General features: G+C 71.3%; 17 protein-coding genes. 12 read left to right on the top strand and 5 right to left on the bottom strand.

Annotated features, from left to right (window positions below; genetic code table 11):
- A partial coding sequence (locus ABEB28_RS11045; RefSeq protein WP_345727934.1) for a PucR family transcriptional regulator ligand-binding domain-containing protein occupies window positions 1-1,020 on the bottom strand: 1,020 nt, incomplete at its 3' end.
- A 151-nt stretch (window positions 1,021-1,171) separates the two neighbouring features.
- Between ABEB28_RS11045 and uraD the strand changes: the two genes are divergently transcribed.
- Genes uraD through ABEB28_RS11065 form a run of 4 tightly spaced genes read left to right on the top strand, consistent with a single transcriptional unit; the run spans window position 1,172 to window position 4,242 of the window.
- Window positions 1,172-1,687: a 2-oxo-4-hydroxy-4-carboxy-5-ureidoimidazoline decarboxylase gene (gene uraD / locus ABEB28_RS11050; RefSeq protein ID WP_345728031.1), complete on the top strand. Its 516-nt coding sequence runs from the start codon at window positions 1,172-1,174 to the stop codon at window positions 1,685-1,687.
- On the top strand, window positions 1,684-2,016 hold the full coding sequence (uraH, locus tag ABEB28_RS11055) for a hydroxyisourate hydrolase (RefSeq protein WP_345727935.1): 333 nt from the start codon (window positions 1,684-1,686) through the stop codon (window positions 2,014-2,016). Before uraD ends, uraH begins: the two co-directional genes overlap by 4 nt.
- A 1-nt stretch (window position 2,017) precedes the next feature.
- Complete coding sequence (pucL, locus tag ABEB28_RS11060; RefSeq protein WP_345727936.1) at window positions 2,018-2,899, top strand: factor-independent urate hydroxylase; 882 nt, start codon at window positions 2,018-2,020, stop codon at window positions 2,897-2,899.
- On the top strand, window positions 2,896-4,242 hold the full coding sequence (locus tag ABEB28_RS11065) for an 8-oxoguanine deaminase (protein ID WP_345727937.1): 1,347 nt from the start codon (window positions 2,896-2,898) through the stop codon (window positions 4,240-4,242). Before pucL ends, ABEB28_RS11065 begins: the two co-directional genes overlap by 4 nt.
- Window positions 4,243-4,424: 182 nt before the next feature.
- On the opposite strand, the gene ABEB28_RS11070 is transcribed toward ABEB28_RS11065, so the two are convergent.
- The gene (locus tag ABEB28_RS11070; RefSeq protein WP_345727938.1) at window positions 4,425-5,081 is read right to left on the bottom strand and encodes a cutinase family protein; all 657 of its coding nucleotides are present in this window, start codon (window positions 5,079-5,081) and stop codon (window positions 4,425-4,427) included.
- Window positions 5,082-5,409: 328 nt separating this feature from the next.
- Here ABEB28_RS11070 and ABEB28_RS11075 point away from each other — a divergent pair, with 328 nt between their 5' ends.
- Window positions 5,410-8,778, top strand: a complete 3,369-nt coding sequence (locus tag ABEB28_RS11075; protein ID WP_345727939.1) for an NACHT domain-containing protein — start codon at window positions 5,410-5,412, stop codon at window positions 8,776-8,778.
- Here the strand turns inward: ABEB28_RS11075 and ABEB28_RS11080 are convergent, their stop codons facing one another.
- Entirely contained in the window at window positions 8,779-9,354 is a 576-nt protein-coding gene (locus ABEB28_RS11080) for a Uma2 family endonuclease (RefSeq protein ID WP_345727940.1), read from the bottom strand. It abuts the gene before it with no gap.
- Between the two features lie 260 nt (window positions 9,355-9,614).
- Here ABEB28_RS11080 and ABEB28_RS11085 point away from each other — a divergent pair, with 260 nt between their 5' ends.
- Genes ABEB28_RS11085 through ABEB28_RS11110 form a run of 6 tightly spaced genes read left to right on the top strand, consistent with a single transcriptional unit; the run spans window position 9,615 to window position 14,142 of the window.
- Complete coding sequence (locus ABEB28_RS11085) at window positions 9,615-9,917, top strand: urease subunit gamma (protein WP_073258130.1); 303 nt, start codon at window positions 9,615-9,617, stop codon at window positions 9,915-9,917.
- Window positions 9,914-10,240, top strand: coding sequence for an urease subunit beta (locus tag ABEB28_RS11090; protein WP_345727941.1), 327 nt, complete (start codon window positions 9,914-9,916; stop codon window positions 10,238-10,240). Before ABEB28_RS11085 ends, ABEB28_RS11090 begins: the two co-directional genes overlap by 4 nt.
- A complete protein-coding gene (locus ABEB28_RS11095; protein ID WP_345727942.1) occupies window positions 10,237-11,955 on the top strand; it encodes an urease subunit alpha in 1,719 nt (572 codons plus the stop codon). Before ABEB28_RS11090 ends, ABEB28_RS11095 begins: the two co-directional genes overlap by 4 nt.
- Before the next feature lie 12 nt (window positions 11,956-11,967).
- Window positions 11,968-12,666 carry an urease accessory protein UreF gene (locus ABEB28_RS11100; RefSeq protein WP_345727943.1) on the top strand — a complete coding sequence of 233 codons (699 nt, stop codon included), beginning with the start codon at window positions 11,968-11,970 and terminating at the stop codon, window positions 12,664-12,666.
- The gene (gene ureG, locus ABEB28_RS11105) at window positions 12,656-13,390 is read left to right on the top strand and encodes an urease accessory protein UreG (protein ID WP_376981788.1); all 735 of its coding nucleotides are present in this window, start codon (window positions 12,656-12,658) and stop codon (window positions 13,388-13,390) included. The genes ABEB28_RS11100 and ureG overlap by 11 nt, the downstream gene beginning before the upstream one ends.
- Window positions 13,387-14,142 carry an urease accessory protein UreD gene (locus ABEB28_RS11110; RefSeq protein WP_345727944.1) on the top strand — a complete coding sequence of 252 codons (756 nt, stop codon included), beginning with the start codon at window positions 13,387-13,389 and terminating at the stop codon, window positions 14,140-14,142. The genes ureG and ABEB28_RS11110 overlap by 4 nt, the downstream gene beginning before the upstream one ends.
- A gap of 6 nt (window positions 14,143-14,148) precedes the next feature.
- Here ABEB28_RS11110 and ABEB28_RS11115 read toward each other — a convergent pair whose 3' ends face one another.
- Window positions 14,149-14,796, bottom strand: coding sequence for an ArsR/SmtB family transcription factor (locus ABEB28_RS11115; protein ID WP_345727945.1), 648 nt, complete (start codon window positions 14,794-14,796; stop codon window positions 14,149-14,151).
- Between the two features lie 48 nt (window positions 14,797-14,844).
- Here ABEB28_RS11115 and ABEB28_RS11120 point away from each other — a divergent pair, with 48 nt between their 5' ends.
- Window positions 14,845-16,083 (top strand): MFS transporter, encoded by a 1,239-nt coding sequence (locus ABEB28_RS11120; RefSeq protein ID WP_345727946.1) that lies wholly within the window; start codon window positions 14,845-14,847, stop codon window positions 16,081-16,083.
- Here the strand turns inward: ABEB28_RS11120 and ABEB28_RS11125 are convergent.
- Window positions 16,063-17,457 carry an FAD-dependent oxidoreductase gene (locus ABEB28_RS11125; RefSeq protein WP_345727947.1) on the bottom strand — a complete coding sequence of 465 codons (1,395 nt, stop codon included), beginning with the start codon at window positions 17,455-17,457 and terminating at the stop codon, window positions 16,063-16,065. The two genes, ABEB28_RS11120 and ABEB28_RS11125, sit on opposite strands and share 21 nt — an antisense overlap.

Consider the following 17,457-nt stretch of genomic DNA (forward strand, 5'->3'; position numbering starts at 1 on the left):
GGGTCCGGCCGCCGCGGGGCGGGACGGCACCGGGCGGGACGGCACCACCGCGAGCGTCTCGCCCGCTCGGCTGCCGATGACCGGATCGGGCACCGCGGTTCGCAGGACCTCCTCCAGCACCGGCGCGCTCAGCTCCCCGCTGCTGACCAGCACGGTCACCGGCGTCCCCGGGGCGATCCCGGCGACCCGCAGCGCGGGCAGCAGCTCGGCGGTCGCGTCCCCACCGGCGGTCAGCGCCCGCAACACCTGGTCGGCGAGGCGACGTTCGGCGCGGCGTCCGGCGTCGACCCGGGCCCGCTCCAACGCGACGAGCCCGGCCAGTTCCTCGGCGAGCGCGGTGGCGTCCGGATCGGTCGGCTCGGCAGGGCAGACGACGAACCAGCTGACGGTGCGGTGCCGGTCCGGGTCGTCGGCGGAGAGGAGCCGGAGCCGTTTGCCGTCGACGGTCACCGACGCCGGGAGCCGTGGCGCGCTCAGGAACGCCCGGACCAGCGCCGCCTGATCGGGCGGCGACGAGCCGGCCACCACCCCGCCGACCGGGCTCACCACCGAGCACGGCTCCCCCAGCTCCGCCGCGGCGACGTCCAGCAGGCGGTTGAGCCCGGCCCGGCCAGCGAGCACGGCCAGCAGCCGGCGCCCCATCGGTCGGGACGGCCGGTCACCCGCGACCACCCGCCGGCTGATCTCCGCGAACGACACGGACGCCGGGACCGCGAACAGCGGCAGCCCTCGGCGCCGGCAGACGTCCGTCAACTCGGCGGGAACACCGCCCAGGGCCGCCTCCCCCGCCCCGAGCGCGGTCGCACCCGCCGTCACCAGCGCGTCCACGAAAGCCTCTGCGCTATCCGTGGACCACCAGACCAGACCGGTCAGCACCAGCTCACCGCCGGACAGGTAGCGACCGGGGTCGGGCAGGTCGGTCGTGTAGACCTCCACGATCGTCCGACGCTCGGCACCCGACGGCAGCACCAGCGGCCGTAGCCCCAGCTCATCCGTTCCGAGCAGCTCCCCGAGCAGCACCGTCCACCTCCCTTGGAGGAACCTACAAGGAGGTGTCCGTGCTGCTCTTCGGGGTTGGAGCGCGCCGATATGTCGGCCGGTGTGTTATGGACACGAGGATGGCAAAGTCCGCGTCGGGTGGACGAATCTCAAGGGGGCCCCGTTGACGAGCGTGGACGCGTTGAATGCCGTGGACTCCGACGCCGCCGCGGCGATGCTGCATCCGTGCTGCGCCTCGACGGCGTGGGCGCGGGCCGTCGTCGCCGACCGCCCGTACCCCGACCTGGACGCGCTGATCGCCGCGTCGGATCCGGTCGTGTACGGGCTGAGCTGGGCCGACGTCGAGGAGGCGCTGGCCGCGCACCCCCGCATCGGTGATCGCCCGAAGGTCGCCGCCACCACCGAGAAGAGGTGGTCGCAGGGCGAGCAGGCCGGGGTCGCCGACGCCGACGCGGAGGTGCTCGCCGCCTTGGCCGACGGCAACGCCGCCTACGAAGCCCGGTTCGGCCACGTCTACCTGGTGTGCGCCTCGGGCAAGTCGGCGGAGGAGTTGCTCGGGATCCTGCAGGACCGGCTGGACAACGACCCGGCGCACGAGCGGGACGTGGTCCGCGGGGAGCTCGCGGCGATCACCCGGCTACGGCTGGAGAAACTGTTCACCGACGAATCGGCCGAGGTGCGCTCATGACGCTGTCCACGCACGTCCTCGACGCGGCCACCGGACGCCCTGCCGACGGCGTCCGGACCGGCTGGGAGAGCTGGTCCGACGGCTCCTGGATCCCCGTCGCCGTCCGGGAGACCGACACCGACGGCCGGATCTCCGACTGGGGCGGTGCTCCGTTGGACCTCGGTGTCCACCGCCTGGTCTTCGCCACCGGCGCGTGGTTCGCCGCACGGCGTCAGCGCACGTTCTACCCGGAGGTGGTGGTCGTCTTCGAGGTCACCGACGCCGACACCCACCACCACGTGCCGCTGCTGCTCTCCCCGTTCGCCTACTCCACCTACCGCGGGAGCTGACTTGAGCTTCACCCTTGGCGCGAACCAGTACGGCAAGGCCGGCATCCGGCTGGTCAGCGTCGAACGCGACGGAGACCGGCACTTCGTCACCGATTTCACGGTGGCGACCGCGCTCGCCGGTCGTCTGGATGACACGCACTACACCGGCGACAACAGCGCGGTGCTGGCGACCGACACGCAGAAGAACACCGTCTACGCGTTCGCTCGGGAGTACGGCGTCGGCGAGCCGGAGGCGTTCGGTCTGCGGCTCGCGCGGCACTTCGTGAAGACGCAGGAGCCGATCTACCACGCACGGATCAGGATCGAACAGCACACCTGGGAACGCCTGGCGCCGCACGGCGAGCCAGCACCGCACTCGTTCGTCCGGTCCGGTGGGGAGACCCGCCGCGCCGAGGTCATCGTCACCGAGGAGCACGACGTCTCGGTCTCGTCCGGCCTCGGTGACCTGACCGTGCTGAACACGACCAACTCCGAGTTCCACGGCTTCCCGCGCGACAAGTACACGACGCTGCCGGAAACGCGGGAACGCATGCTGGCGACGTCGGTGGAAGCCTGGTGGGACCACTCGTCGGAGGACGTCGATTGGGGTAAGTCCTACGCCGACGCCCGCGACGCGCTGGTCACCGCGTTCGCGTCGACCTACAGCCTCTCGCTGCAGCAGACGCTCTTTTCGATGGGCTCGCACGTGCTCCGCAAGTGCCCGTCGGTGGACGAGATCCGGCTCTCGCTCCCGAACAAGCATCACAACCTCGTCGACCTCACACCGTTCGGACTCGACAACCCGAACCAGGTCTACGTCGCGCCGACCGAGCCCTACGGGCTGATCCAGGGCACGGTCCATCGCGAGCGAGAGCTTCCGTCAGCAGGGCCGCAGCTGTGGTGACCGTCTTCGACGGCTGCGCCGTCGCGACCGTGGATGCCTCCGGCACCGAGTACGCCTCCGGCCACGTCGTTGTCTCCGACGGCGTGATCACCGCCGTCGGCCCAGGCCCGTTCACCGGTGACGGGGAACGGGTGGACGCATCGGGCTGCCTCGCGACGCCGGGCCTGGTGAACACGCACCACCACCTGTACCAGTGGGCGACCCGAGCGGTGTCGGTCGACGACGGACTCTTCGAGTGGCTCAAGACGCTGTATCCGATCTGGGCCGGGATCTCCGAGGAGACGGTGGGGGCCGCCGCCCGGGCGGGCCTCGCGCGGTTGGCGCTGACCGGGTGCACGACCAGCACCGACCACCACTACGTGTTCCCGCGCTCCGGCGGCGACGTTCTGGGCGCCACCATCGACGCGGCGGCCACCGTCGGTCTCCGGTTCCACCCGACGCGTGGGTCGATGGACCTCAGCGAGAAGGACGGCGGGCTGCCGCCGGACAGCGTGGTGCAGAGCCTGGACGAGATCCTGGCGGCGGTGGCCGCGGCGGTCCACCGATGGCACGACCCGTCCCCCGGATCGATGCTGCGAATCGCGGCCGCGCCGTGTTCGCCGTTCTCGGTGACCCAGGACTTGATGCGTCAGTCCGCCGCGCAGGCGCGGGAACTGGACATCCGGCTGCACACCCACCTGGCCGAGACGCTCGACGAGGACGAATTCTGCAAGGAGAAGTTCGGCCGGACGCCGGTCGAGTACCTGGAGGACGTGGGGTGGCTCGGGCCGGACGTGTGGCTCGCGCACGGCGTCCACCTCTCGGACGCGGACGTCGGTGTGCTGGCCGCCGCCGGGACCGGGGTGGCGCACTGTCCGAGCTCGAACGCGCGCCTCGGGTCGGGGATCGCGCCGGTGGCTGCGCTGGTCGGTGCGGACGCGCCGCTCGGACTCGGGGTCGACGGGGCGGCGTCGCAGGAGCACGGTGGGATGGTCGACGAGCTGCGCCAGGCGCTGTTCGCCGCCCGGCTGCGTTCCGGGCCGTCCGGCCTGACCTCCCGGCAGGCCCTACGGATCGCGACGATGGGCGGGGCGCGGTGCCTGGGTCGGCAGGAGGAGATCGGGTCGCTGGAGGTGGGTAAGCGGGCCGATATCGCGCTGTGGCGGGTGGACGGGCCGTTCCACGCCGACATCGTCGACCCGGTGGACGCGCTGGTCTACGCCGCGCCGCCGCCGCTGGTCCGGTTGGTGGTCGAGGGGCGGACGATCGTCGTCGACGGTGCACTGCAGACGCTCGACGTCGAGGCGGCCGGGCGCGACCTGCGCGACGCAGCCCGGACGCTGGCCGCCCGCGCTTCGCGCTGACCCGGCGGGCCGGGCCGGCAACGGCATATGGACGCTACCCGGGGCCGGGTAGCGTCCATATGCCGCGCGCACGCGTTCTGACCTGGAGCCCGCCGAGGGCGAGGCTGGCGTCCGCGCTCGACCTTGTGGTGGTCTCAAGGCCTTGCGCGCGGCCGTCAGGCTCGTCCTCGGCGGGCCGTGCACTAGCCGGCGTTGACGCGGGCTGCGGCGAACTGCGCTGCCCTCGTCACCGAGCCGTTGGTCGTATAGCTGAGGTGAGCGATCGCGTTGAATCCGCCACCGCAGACCGGGTCACCGGTCGCGCAGATGTCCAGCGCCCGCTGGCCGTACAACGGACTCGCCGTATTGATGCTCTGCCCGTAAAGCCGCAGCGGGTTACCGAAAACCGTGACCGCCTTGATCCGCGGCGCCAGCGAAGTGGGAATGGTGCCGCCGGTACCGAGTAAAGTGCGGATCCCGATCGCGATGTCGGTAACGCTCGCGCCCTGCGAGTACCCGCCGAGCACGAAGACCGTGTTGGCGCACTGCGCCGCCACCTGCCGGACGTGGTTGCTCATGTCGGTGGCGCCCGGACCGGCGCTGGTCTGGGAGACGCTCGCGGCGTAGTTCACCGCGTATGACGTCACCGTCTTCCCCGGCAGGTTCTGCTGGATCGCCCTGACCAGCGGCGTTCCCACGATGCCGAGACCCGGGAGTTCCCCGCTACCGCGTGCGAACACAACTTCCACGTCGGCGCAGGCCGCGTTGGCCGGTGAGGCGCTGATCGCCACACCGGTGAGGCTGGCCGCGACGACGGCGGCCGCGGTGACGACGCGGCGAACCGCAAGAGATAAGGACATTGCTGAGTGGCCCTTCCGGACCGGCTGACCGGGCTCGCACCCCAGCCGTGATCGGCCGTTCCTACAGCAGTTGGTGAACGTGGCGGCATCAACATATGCACCACGGGTCGCAGAAGGATCGGCGAGATTACCGGCATCGACCTTAATTACGGTTAATCAGTTCGCCCTTAAGAAAATTTGTTGTCACGCTCGCTCAACAACTGCTCGAAAACTTGTGCGCACGCAACAGCGCTCCCGAATGCGCGCGAAGCTACCGCTATTCCGTGAACCCGCGCCAGCGATTCTCCACTCTCGACAATGGCTGTGACCCAACCGATACGCTGCCGGCATGCGGGTAGACCCGGCGCTCACCTACCGCGGGGCGCTCAGCATCCTGGGCCGGTTCGACCGCCCGCTCTTCGACCGGTTCGAAAGCCTGCTCTCGTCCACGATGCTCGGCGCCGGGTTCCTCGACCTGGTGGACCCGAAGAACGACGGCGTCCGCCTGCTCCGCGGCTTCGCCGACGGCGTCCACACCAGGTTGTTGGGGACCTCGGGGCACGACCGCCTGCAGCTGATCGCGGCGGCCCACACCACCCTGGTGGTGTCGTCGTTCTTCGAGGCGCTGCAGGCGCACCTCGGCGGGCGGTATCGAAACCTGAAGTTCACCGACGCGGAGAAGGTCGGCGTGGCAACCGGCGAATGGGCCGGCGGTCGGCCGCGGCTCGACGCGCTGTGGCACGCACCGGTGCCGATCCCGGGACCACGCTACGGCTTCCGCGAGAACCTGGAGTCCCGGCTGGAGCCGTACTTCATTCGAATGGCACGGGACGGCGCGGCATTCCTCAACGGGCTCGCGACCGACCTCGAGCTCACCAACGAGGATCAGGCGCGAGTCGCCTGGGCCGCCGTGCGCACGTACGAGAGCGCGTTCGTTCGAATGGCCGCCGACGTGCCCGAGTTCGGCATCTGGACGATGCTCGGCGAGTCCACCGAGACGCGCCGGGAGCTGCGCGTCTGGGGCGGCGACCTCCTCGAAGCCGCGAACAGGGCCGCCAACCGACTCGACGCGATCGAACGGCTGCTCGGCGAGCTAGTGCCGCCGGCGCCGACGCAGTCCGGACTGGACGTCCTCGGCCGGCTCAACCGGAGCATCCTGGGTCGGCCGGTGCTCGGCGATCCGACGCTCAGCGCCGACCAGCGTGCGACGCTTCCCACGCTGGAACAGTCGTACATCACCCCGCGGCTACGGGTCGCGGTGGCCGATCGGAGCGCCCGACCGTCCGACGAACGGTGGTGGGCAGAGCAGGCTGTGGTGGCCGACACCGAGCTGTTCCTCGCGGGTTATCTGTGCTCTCCGGAGAGCGTCGACGCCCCGCTCCTCGTCCTCGGCTTACCGGGCGCGGGCAAGTCGATGCTGACTCAGATGCTCGCGGCGCGGCTGCCGGTATCGGGGTGGACCGCGGTGCGGGTGCCGCTCCGCCGGGTCCGGGCCGACGCGTCGGTTCCGATGCAGATACAGGCGGCGCTGGACGGGGAAGCGCACGGTCGGCTGCAGTGGCCTCAGGTCGTCGAGGACGCTGACGCCGCTGGGACGACCCGGGTAGTCGTCCTGGACGGCCTGGATGAGCTGATGCAGGCGAGCGGGGCGTCGCAGTCGCGCTACCTGTACGAGGTGGCGGAGTTCCAGGAGCGGGAAGCCGCGATCGGACGCCCGGTGGCCGCGGTGGTGACGTCCCGCACCGTGATGGCCGATCGGGTGCAGATTCCCCCCGGCACGCTCATCGCCCGGCTGGAAGGCTTCGACGACGACCAGATCGCGCAGTGGATGGCGATGTGGAACGAGCTCAACGCCGGTCGTCCGGACTTCCGAGCGCTAACGGTGCTGCCACCTGCTCTGCTGGAGCTGGCGCGCCAACCTTTGCTGTTGCTGTTGATCGCGCTGTACACGGCCGATCCGCGCGCACCCGAATTAGCGGAAGGCGTCACCACCGCGACCCTGTACGAACAGCTCATCACGCACTTCCTGCGACGTGAGGCTTTGAAGGACGCCGCAGTGCCGTCAGGGCGTGGTGCGGACGTCGACCGCCTCGCCGCTGAGCGTCGTCTCCCCCTCAGGCTCGCGGCCTTCGCCATGGTCAACCGCGGCCGACCGTTCGCGACCGGGCCGGAGTTGGAACGGGACCTGAGAGCCTTCCTCGGCGCCGTACCGAGCCGGGAACACGACTTGCAAGAACCGCTCGACCACACGATCCGAACCGTCGGCCGGTTCTTCTTCGTGCACGCGTCGGGTGAGCGGCCGGGCACGTCGCACGAGCTGCCGGCCACCTACGAATTCCTGCACTCGACGTTCGGCGAGTACCTGGTGGCCGAGCACGTGGCCGGCTGGCTCCGGTTGCTGACCCGGCAACGCGCCGACGCTCTGCGATTCGGGCCGGGATACGCCGAGCCGCCGGACAGCAACCAGCTTCGCGCCCTGCTGTCACACGAGCCGCTAGCCAAGTTCCCGCGGGTCCTGGAGATGGTCGGCGAGCTCTCGACCGGCTCGGCCGTCGCATCGCTGCTCCAGGAGCTGATCACCGGTGCCCGGAACCAGCTCAGCCCTTGGACTCCGGCCGCCTACAACCCCTCCGACCGCGACGTCATCGACCACCTGGCCGTCTACACGGTGAATGTGGTTCTACTGCTGATGCAGGTGGAATCGCGCGTGCCGGTGTCGTCGTTGGCGCCGGTGGGTGGCGATGCCGTGCAGTGGTGGCGGTCGCTGGTTCGGCAGTGGCGTTCCTGCCTGGACGACGAGGCGTGGCTGCTCACCGTCGGTGCGCTGACGACCGTGTGGGACGACGACGAGCTGGTACTCGTCCGCATGTCCTCCCGCGACCACCTCGGCACCCGCCCGGCGGGTTGGACCATGCGGGGTGAGGCGCGGTTGCTCGGGGACCTACGGGTGGACGCACAGCTTTCCAGCGGCGCCGCCGCTTGGCGCGGCACGATCGCCGACGACCCGGAGGTAGCGGCCATCTTCGCCGGCCTGGTCGAGATGCAACTCCATGGTGTCGTGCACATCCGCACGCTCCGGGCGGCCATCGAGCTGCTGTCCGATCCGGGTCGGAGGGTCCCTCCGGTCGTCTTCGACCTGCTCTTGACGATCGTCGTCCGTGTCTCCGTCTGGCTCGCCGCCCACCCTCCGGGCAGTGCACTGATCGACCGCGGGCTCGTCCTCACGCTCGTGATGCATCGTGAGCAACGGCGCTACGCGTTCGGTCCGAGCGGGATGTGGCCCGACTCGGAGCCGGAGCCCGACTGGGACGAGTTCGATGAGCAGCAATCCGAAGGGATCGACGAGGAACTTGGAGCTGAGTCGCTAGCTCCGCGCCCGCACGACGAGCTGAAGAAGTTCGGTTATCCCATCTGGGTCCATGCGGATGCGCTCGGCCACACGGATCCGGCGCGAGTGAGCCTCTGGCTGGAGGAGTCCGGACCGAGCGGAACCCGCGGCCAGGACTCGGAGAAGGCGCCGACGTTCTACCTCGGCGTCGAGCCGATCGACGACCTGTATCGGCGAGGTGATGCACAGCCCTCGGTGGATGCCGCTGTTGCCGACCTCGCGCTCGCTGTGGAGCATCCGGGGCTCGAGGACCTCGAGGACTGGAACAGCGTGATGTTCGACATGCTCACCGCGGTGCGGCAGTACGTGCCGGGGGGCGGAAGATCGTGATCAGCGGAGCGCGTCGAGGTCGATCGACACTCGGTAGGAAACGTCGGTGGTGAACGTGCCGGTCGTCACCGTCTGAACGGTCTCCGCACCGCCTTCCGGCGTCAGTCGGTACTCGACCAGCTTCGGTCCGTCCTCGATCCGCCACATCGCCGGAATACCGAGTTCGGCGTAGCGCAGGGGCTTCGTCTCGCGGTCGATGTTCGTCGACGACGGCGACTCCACCTCGACGACCAGCCGAACGACGTCCGGTGACGCATAGCGCTGTCTCTCGTCACGCAAGTACCTAGGGGCCACCAGTACGTCCGGGGTGAGCGAGTGGCGCACTTGCTCGCCGTCCACCCATCGAATCTCTGATTCGAGATAGGCCCACATTCCGGCGGAGACGCACGCCTTGAGAGCATCACGTACTTCGCCCATTACGTCGTTGTGCCACAGATTGGGGCGAGGGCTCACTATCAGGTTCCCGTCGACGATTTCGGTCCGGTAGGGAACGTCAGCCCGTAGTGCGTCGAGGTCTTCCGCTGTCCACTTGCCGCCCGGCGGCATCGGGATCCGGAAGCGCGGCTCCGCGCTCATGGCGACCTCCTGGAGCAGCCGGCCGCGCGGGGGCGACCCGACACGCGACACATCGTCGAGAGGCAGGCTATCGGGATCCACGGGCTGCGCTCGCATAGCGACACCCTGACACACGTACCAATGAGTTGCAATGTCATTGGTGAACGGCGATCGAGGGGAGCGGCGAGGCGAGACCAGCCGGAAACACATCGCGGTTACGCTGCCGGGCGGACTGCCGACGGGTACCGCGATACCCGGCCGAACCACTAGAGGACAACGCTGTGCACCTGACCCCGCACGAGCAGGAACGACTGCTCATTTCCTACGCGGCTGACCTGGCGCAGCGCCGCCGCCAGCGCGGTCTGCGGCTGAACTATCCCGAGGCGGTCGCGGTGATCACCTCGTTCCTGCTGGAGGCAGCGAGGGACGGCCGCACCGTGTCGGATCTGATGGAGGCCGGGCGCCACGTGCTCGGCCGGGACGACGTCATGGACGGCGTCCCCGAGATGATCGAGGAGGTGCAGGTGGAAGCGACTTTCCCGGACGGGACCAAGCTGGTCACGGTCCACCACCCCATCCCGTGATCCCCGGCGAGATCGTGGTCGCCACCGACCCCGTGCCGCTGCTCACCGGCCGCGACCGGCTCACCGTGGAGGTCACCAACACTGCCGACCGGCCGATCCAAATCGGCAGCCACTACCACTTCGCGGCCGTCAACACCGGCTTGGCGTTCGACCGTCGCGCCGCCTGGGGTTACCGCCTCGCGATTCCGTCCGGTACCGCCGTGCGCTTCGAGCCGGGCGTCGTCCGCGAGGTGGACCTGGTCGCGATCGCCGGTGCGCGGGACGTCCCCGGCCTCCGCCCGGAGTTCGCAGGCCTCCTCGACGAACGCGGCCCCGAGGCATGAGGGAGATCGACCGCAGCCGGTACGCGCTGCTGTACGGCCCGACGACGGGCGACCGGGTGCGGCTCGCCGACACCGATCTCCTCATCGAGGTCGAGCAGGATCTCTCGCGCGGCGCCTCCGCCGGTGAAGAGGTCGTCTTCGGCGGCGGCAAGGTCATCCGGGAATCGATGGGACAGTCCCGCGCCACCCGCGCGGAGGGCGCTCCTGACCTGGTGATCACCGGCGCGCTGATCCTCGACCACTGGGGTGTCGTCAAGGCCGACATCGGCGTGAAGGACGGCCGGATCGTCGGAATCGGCAAGGCGGGGAACCCGGACACCCAGGACGGCATCGACCCGGCTCTGGTGATCGGCCCATCGACCGAGGTGCTGGCCGGCAACGGCAAGATCCTCACCGCCGGCGCGGTCGACAGCCACGTCCACTTGATCGCACCGCAGCAGATCGAGGAGGCGCTGGGCTCCGGCGTCACCACCTGGATCGGGGGCGGCACCGGACCCGCCGAGGGCACCAAAGCGACGACGGTTACCGCAAGCCCGTGGTACCTGGCCCGGATGCTGGAAGCCCTGGACGACTACCCGATCAACGTCGCGCTGCTCGGCAAGGGCAACACGGTCTCGTCGGCGTCGATGGTGGAGCAGCTCAAGGCCGGTGCGTCCGGGTTCAAGCTGCACGAGGACTGGGGTTCGACGCCCGCCGCGATCGACGCCTGCCTGCGGGTCTGTGACGAGTACGGCGTCCAGGTCGCGCTGCACACCGACACACTGAACGAGGCCGGGTTCGTCGAGGACACGATGGCCGCGATCGCCGGCCGGGGCATTCACACGTACCACACCGAGGGGGCCGGAGGCGGGCACGCGCCGGACATCATCACGGTCGCGAGCCACCCGAACGTGCTGCCCAGCTCGACCAACCCGACCCGGCCGCACACCGTCAACACGCTCGACGAACACCTCGACATGCTGATGGTCTGCCACCACCTGAACCCGGCGGTGCCGGAGGACCTCGCGTTCGCCGAGAGCCGGATCCGGCCGTCGACGATCGCCGCCGAGGACGTGCTGCACGACCTGGGTGCGATCTCGATGATCGGGTCGGACAGCCAGGCGATGGGGCGGGTCGGCGAGGTCGTGATGCGGACCTGGCAGACCGCGCACACGATGAAGGTGCGCTACGGCCACCTCTCCGGCGGCGGCCCGGCCGACAACTTCCGGGCCCGCCGGTACGTCGCGAAGTACACGATCTGTCCGGCGATCGCGCACGGCCTGGAGGCCGAGGTCGGCTCGGTCGAGGTGGGCAAGCTCGCCGACCTGGTGCTGTGGGAGCCGAAGTTCTTCGGTGTCCGGCCGCACGTCGTCGTGAAGGGCGGGATGATCGCGTGGGCGCAGATGGGCGACGCGAACGCGTCCATTCCGACGCCACAGCCGATCCTGCCCCGTCCGATGTGGGGCGCGCGCCCGACGGCTGCGAGCGCCACCAGCGTCCACTTCGTGGCACCGGTGGCGATCGAGGACGGTCTGGCGGACCGACTCGCGGTGCGGCGCCGGCTGGCCGCCGTCGCCGATGTGCGACGCCGCGGCAAGGCCGATCTGCCGCTGAACGACGCGACGCCGGAGATCCGCGTGAACCCGGATACGTTCGCGGTCTACGTCAACGGTGACCTGATCGAGGAAGCGCCCGCAGCGGAGCTGCCGATGGCGCAGCGGTACTTCTTGTTCTGAGGGGGTGCGCCCATGCGGCAGGCACTGTTGTTGCTGGCGGACTCCCGGCTGCCGGCCGGAGCGCACGCTCACAGCGGTGGGGTCGCTCCGGCCGTGGACCGCGGGCTCGTCGGCGGGCACGGCCGTGACCTCGCCGAGGTCATGGCGTTCCTGCGCGGGCGACTGCACACCGCGGGCCTGCTCGCCGCCGCCGTGGCCGCCCGCGCGTCCTTCCTCGCTGGTACAGCCGCCGAAACAGCAGCCTCGGGTCGCCGAGACGTGTGGGCCGAGCTCGACGAGGAGGTCGACGCTCGGACGCCGGCGCCGGCGCAGCGGGCGGTGTCCCGGGCGCAGGGGCGGGCGTTGCTGCGGGTCGCCCGGAAGGCGTTCCCCCACCCGCTGCTGGACGCGCTGGGCACCCACCCCCATCACCCGGTGGCGCTCGGCGTCGCCGTTCACGCCGCCGAGGGCACCCCGGAAGAGGCCGCGGCGGTCGCGATCGCCGGGGCGGTCAGCGGCCCGGCGTCCGCAGCCGTGCGGTTGTTGGGCCTGGACCCCCTGGCGCTGACCGCCTCGCAGGCGGCGCTCGCCACGACGGCGGACGCGGTGGTGGCGGAAGCCGCCCGCTACGCCGATCGACCCACGGACGCGCTCCCGGCGTCGTCCGCTCCCCTACTGGACCTGCTGAGCCAGGCCCACGCACGTTCGGAGGTGCGTCTCTTTGCTTCCTGATGACCATGCTCGCGCTCACGCCACCGGCGAGCCGCACGACCACGACGTCTTCGAACAGCACGCGCCGCTGACCGGCGACCTCGCTCCGGTCGACGGCCGCCGGGCGTTCCGCGTCGGCGTCGGCGGCCCGGTCGGCAGCGGCAAGACCGCGCTGGTCGCGGCGCTCTGCCGGACGCTCGGACCGGAGCTGCAGCTCGGCGTCGTCACCAACGACATCTATACGACCGAGGACGCCGACTTCCTGCGTCGCTCCGGCGTGCTCGCGCCCGAGCGGATCGCCGCGGTGGAGACCGGGTGCTGCCCGCACACCGCGGTCCGCGACGACATCACGGCGAACCTCGACGCGGTGGAGGGCCTCGAAGAGACGTTCGCGCCGCTGGAGCTGGTGCTGGTGGAGAGCGGTGGCGACAACCTGACGATGACGTTCAGCCGAGGGCTGGTCGACGTCCAGCTGTTCGTGCTGGACGTCTCGGGCGGCGACAAGGTGCCGCGCAAGGGCGGGCCGGGCGTCACCGGGTCCGACCTGCTCGTGATCAACAAGACCGACCTGGCTCCGCTGGTCGGCGCCGATCTGGGCGTCATGGACCGGGATGCCGCGGCCGTGCGCCGGGGCAAGCCGGTGCTGTTCCAGTCCCTGACCGAGGACCCGTCGGCGTCGGCGGTGGCGGCCTGGATCCGTGAGGCGCGCGATCGCTGGCTCGCGGAGACGTCGGTCACTGCATGAGGGCTAGCGCGCGTGCGGTCGCCGAGCGGGTGGGCGAACGCACGGTGCTGCGTCAGCTCGCCTCGCAGCCGCCGATCGTGCTGAGGCAGACCGACCGGGGTCTCACGATGGTCACCGGCGCCGCCGGACCGCTCGGCGGTGACCGGACCGACCTGACCGTCGTGGTGGGCGACGGCGCGTCGCTGACCGTCGGGTCGGCGGGTGCCGCGCTGGCCCTTCCGGGCGCGCACGGCGGGACGAGCTCCGCGCTGGTGTCGCTGCGGGTGGGTGCGGAGGCGGCGCTGCGGTGGGAGCCGCAGCCGCTGGTGGTGGCGACCGGCGCGGACCACGTCGCGACGCTGGAGGTCTCGCTCGACGTCTCGGCCCGGCTGACGCTGGTGGAAACGCTGGTGCTGGGCCGGCACGCCGAGCAGCCGGGGCGCCTGCGGACCCGGTGGCGGGTACGCCGCGCCGGGCGTCCGCTGCTCGCGCAGGACCTGGACGTCGGGGTCGGCGCGCCCGACGGGTGGGACGGTCCGGCCGTGCTCGGCGGCGCCCGGGTACTGGCGACGGCGCTCGCCGTCGACCCGCGCGGCGCGGCTGCGTCGAACGTCGATACCGCCGCTTCCGGAGTGCGGTGTGACGTCTTGCCTCTGGCCGACCCGGCCGCCGCCCTCGTGGTGGTCACCGGAGCAGACACGGTCCGGGTGGGACGGGCCCTGGACACCGCACTCCGATCGCTGACACCGCACTCCGAAGCGGTGCGTCCCTAGGGCCGGTCAGCCGAGCAGCGGGGCCAAGTTCGGGTGCTCGATCAGACTCCGGGGCGCCGGGCCCGGAAGCAGCAAGCCGCGACGGAGGAAACTCCGGAGGACCTCACTGCCGAGCGCGCCGCCCAGGTGCGGGTGCCCGGCAGTGGCGTCGAGGCACCCCACGGCCAGCTTCCGGCGCCCCACCTGCGGATACGGCACGCCGAGCCGGGTGAGCGAGGCGTCCAGCGTCTCCCCCGGCTGCAGCACGGACTCCGGCTCCGGCCCGGGGACCAGCGCCCCTTCGGCGACGAGCCGGTCGAGCAACCGCACGCCGACCTCGCCCGCGAGGTGGTCGTAGCAGGTCCGCGCGCGGGCGTACGGCGAGCGCCCGGCCTCGGGCAGTGCGGCCGGGCCACCGGCGAGCGTGTCGATCGCGCCGACGAGCGCGCGGACGGCGTCCGGTTGGCGCAGCGTGTAGCGAGTGGACCGGCCGACCCGCACCGGGTCCACCAGACCGGCCGCACGGAGCGCGGCCAGGTGGTTCCCGAGTCGGGACGGCGTGACGCCGAGCAGCTCGGCCAGCGCTGCCTGGGCCAGCCCGTCGTCGGCGAGCAGGAGCCGCAGCGCCTCGAACCGGAGCGGATCACCGATCGCGGCCAGGATCTCCGTTCTCATCACGCCTCCGAGGTTTGACGCTATCCGACATTGACAATTCAGGCTTGCATGAAACGTGACCGCGCCGTGGCCGCTCGGCTCCTCACCGGTACCGCCATCAACGGGGTGGGCGGTGGACTCTGGTTCACCATCTGGGCCCTGTACCTCACCCGGGTGGTCGGCCTGTCCGCCGGCCAGCTCGGCGCTTCCCTGGCCGTGGCCGGCCTCGTGGGCATCGCGCTGTCACTGCCCGGCGGTGCGGTCGCCGACCGGCTGGGCGCGCGGCGGGTGTCGGTCGCGATCAACCTGATCCGCGCCGTGGCCTGTCTCGCGTTCCTCGCGGTCGACGGGCTGCTCGCGCTGACACTGGTCGCCGCGGTGTTCAACGGGGCCCAAGTGGTCGGGTCCGGGGTGGGCAGCGCGCTGATCACCGGGTTGTTCACCGGCGAGCAGCGGGTCCGGATGCTGGCGCGCTCGCGGGCGGCGGTGCATGCCGGCAACACGATCGGCGCCGGGCTGGGCGCTGCCGTGCTCGCGGTCGACCAACGATGGGCGTACGCCGCGGCTATCGTCGCCAACGCGGTCACGTTCGTGGTCAATGCGACGCTGCTGGCGGGCGTACCGGAGACGCCGACGCGTCGCCGGCTCAGCCGGTGGGCCGGGCTGCGGGGTACCGCGATCCGAGATCGCCGCTACCTGGCGGTGATGCTCCCGATCACCGCGTTCACGGCGTGCTGGGCCGTGCAGTCGGTCGGGATTCCCCTGTGGGTGGTGTCCTCGACGGACGCGCCGGCCGCGGTCGCGGCGGCGACCGTGATCGTGAGTTCGGTGCTGATCGCCGCTCTGCAGACCGCGGTGAGCACCCGGGTCGTGACGGTCCGGCGTGGTGCCCGCGCTGCGACGCTGAGCGGCGTCGTGCTCGCGGCCAGCTGCCTGGTCTTCGTACCGGCGGGGTGGGTCGGAGCCGGGTGGGCGTCCGTGATCGTGCTCGGCGGTGGGCTGCTGCACGTGGCGGGAGAGCTGCTGTTCGTCTCCGGTCAGTGGGGCGTGTCCGTGGCGCTGATGCGCGAGGAGTGCCGGGGCGAGTACCAGGGCCTCAACGCGACGCTGACCGGCGCGGTGCAGGAGTTCGCCCCGGCGGCGGTGGCGGCGCTCGTCGGAGGTGTCGGCGCGCTGGGCTGGGTGGCGCTCGCCGGCTTCTTCGTCGCCTGTGCGGCGCCGATCGTGCCGCTCGCCGCGCGCGCCGCCCGAGCCGCGGCGGCTCGTGAGGCCGCCGTTCCGACGGCGTCAGCCGATGCGCTGGCGTGAGTGGGGATCGGCAGCGCGGACGGCGTCGAGCAGGTCGGCGCGAGTGGCCACCGTCGTCCGCGCCCGCCCGAGACTCTCCCCGAGCGCGATCTCCGCGGCGTCGATCGTCCGCCAATCGTCCAAACTGAACACCCGGACGCCACGGTCGGCGAGGAGGGCGGTGAGCGCCTCCCGATCGGGACGCGCGGTACGCGGCAGCGTGCCCGCTGCGGCGTCCGCCAGCAGGGTGTCGACGGTCTCGTGGGCGTCGGACTTGTTGGTGCCGATCACCCCCGTCGGTCCGCGCTTGATCCAGCCGGCGACGTACTCCCCCGGTGCCGGCGCGTCGTCCCGCACCACCCGTCCCCGGTCGTGCGGCACGACACCGGCGGACGCGTCGAACGGCAGGCCCGGCAGCGGAACGCCCCGGTACCCGACCGATCGCACCACGAGCTGCGCCTCGATGACCGCCTGCTCACCGGTGCCCACCAGCGTGCCGTCCGGGGTGAGCGCGGTGCGTTCGGTCAGCACACCCTCGACCCGGTCGGTGCCGAGGATCTCCACCGGCCGGGTGAAGAACCGCAGGTGGACTCCGGTGGGGCGGCCCACGCCGTCCGGGTTCGCCGCCCAGCCGCGCAGCACCTCGACGTTGCGGGCCGCGGCCCGGTCGGCGGCGAGCAGCGCGTCCGTCGCCGGGTGCGGCGCCAGGTCGTCGGGGTCCACGTGCACCGCGACGCCGTCGAGCTTGCCGAGTTCCCGTAGCTCCTTCGTCGTGAACGCGGCGTGGGCCGGGGCACGCCGTCCCAGCAGGTGGATGTCGCGCACCGGGCAGCCGGCGAGAGCGCTCAGGACGTGCTGCGGCATGTCGGTGTGGTGAAGCGCTCCGCAACGCGCCAGCACCCGCCCGACGTCGAGCGCGACGTTGCCCACCCCGACCACGACGGCCGAGCGGACGGCCCGTAGCGCCTCCTCCACCGGCTCCCGATCGACGTCGGGATGACCGCAGTACCAGGCCACGACGTCGGTCGCCGCGAGGCTGCCGGGCAGGTCTTCACCGGGGATGCCGAGTCGCCGGTCGCGGGCGGCGCCGAACGTGTAGACCACGGCGTCGACGTGCCGGCGCAGCTCGTCGACCGTGAGGTCGGTGCCGAGCTCGACGTTGCCGAGGAAGCGGACGGCGGGATCGCGGAGCAGGCGCCAGAGCGTCTCCCGGATGCCGCGGATGCTCAGATGATCGGGCGCTACGCCGTACCGGACCAGCCCGAACGGCGTCGGCAGCCGATCGAGGACGTCGACCTCGACCGGCACGTCGCACTGGCGGGTCAGCGCCTCGGCCGCGTAGATGCCCGAGGGGCCTGATCCGACAACAGCTACCCGAACTGGTCGCTGGTCCAC

This window comes from Cryptosporangium minutisporangium (genome assembly GCF_039536245.1).
GTDB lineage: Bacteria > Actinomycetota > Actinomycetes > Mycobacteriales > Cryptosporangiaceae > Cryptosporangium > Cryptosporangium minutisporangium.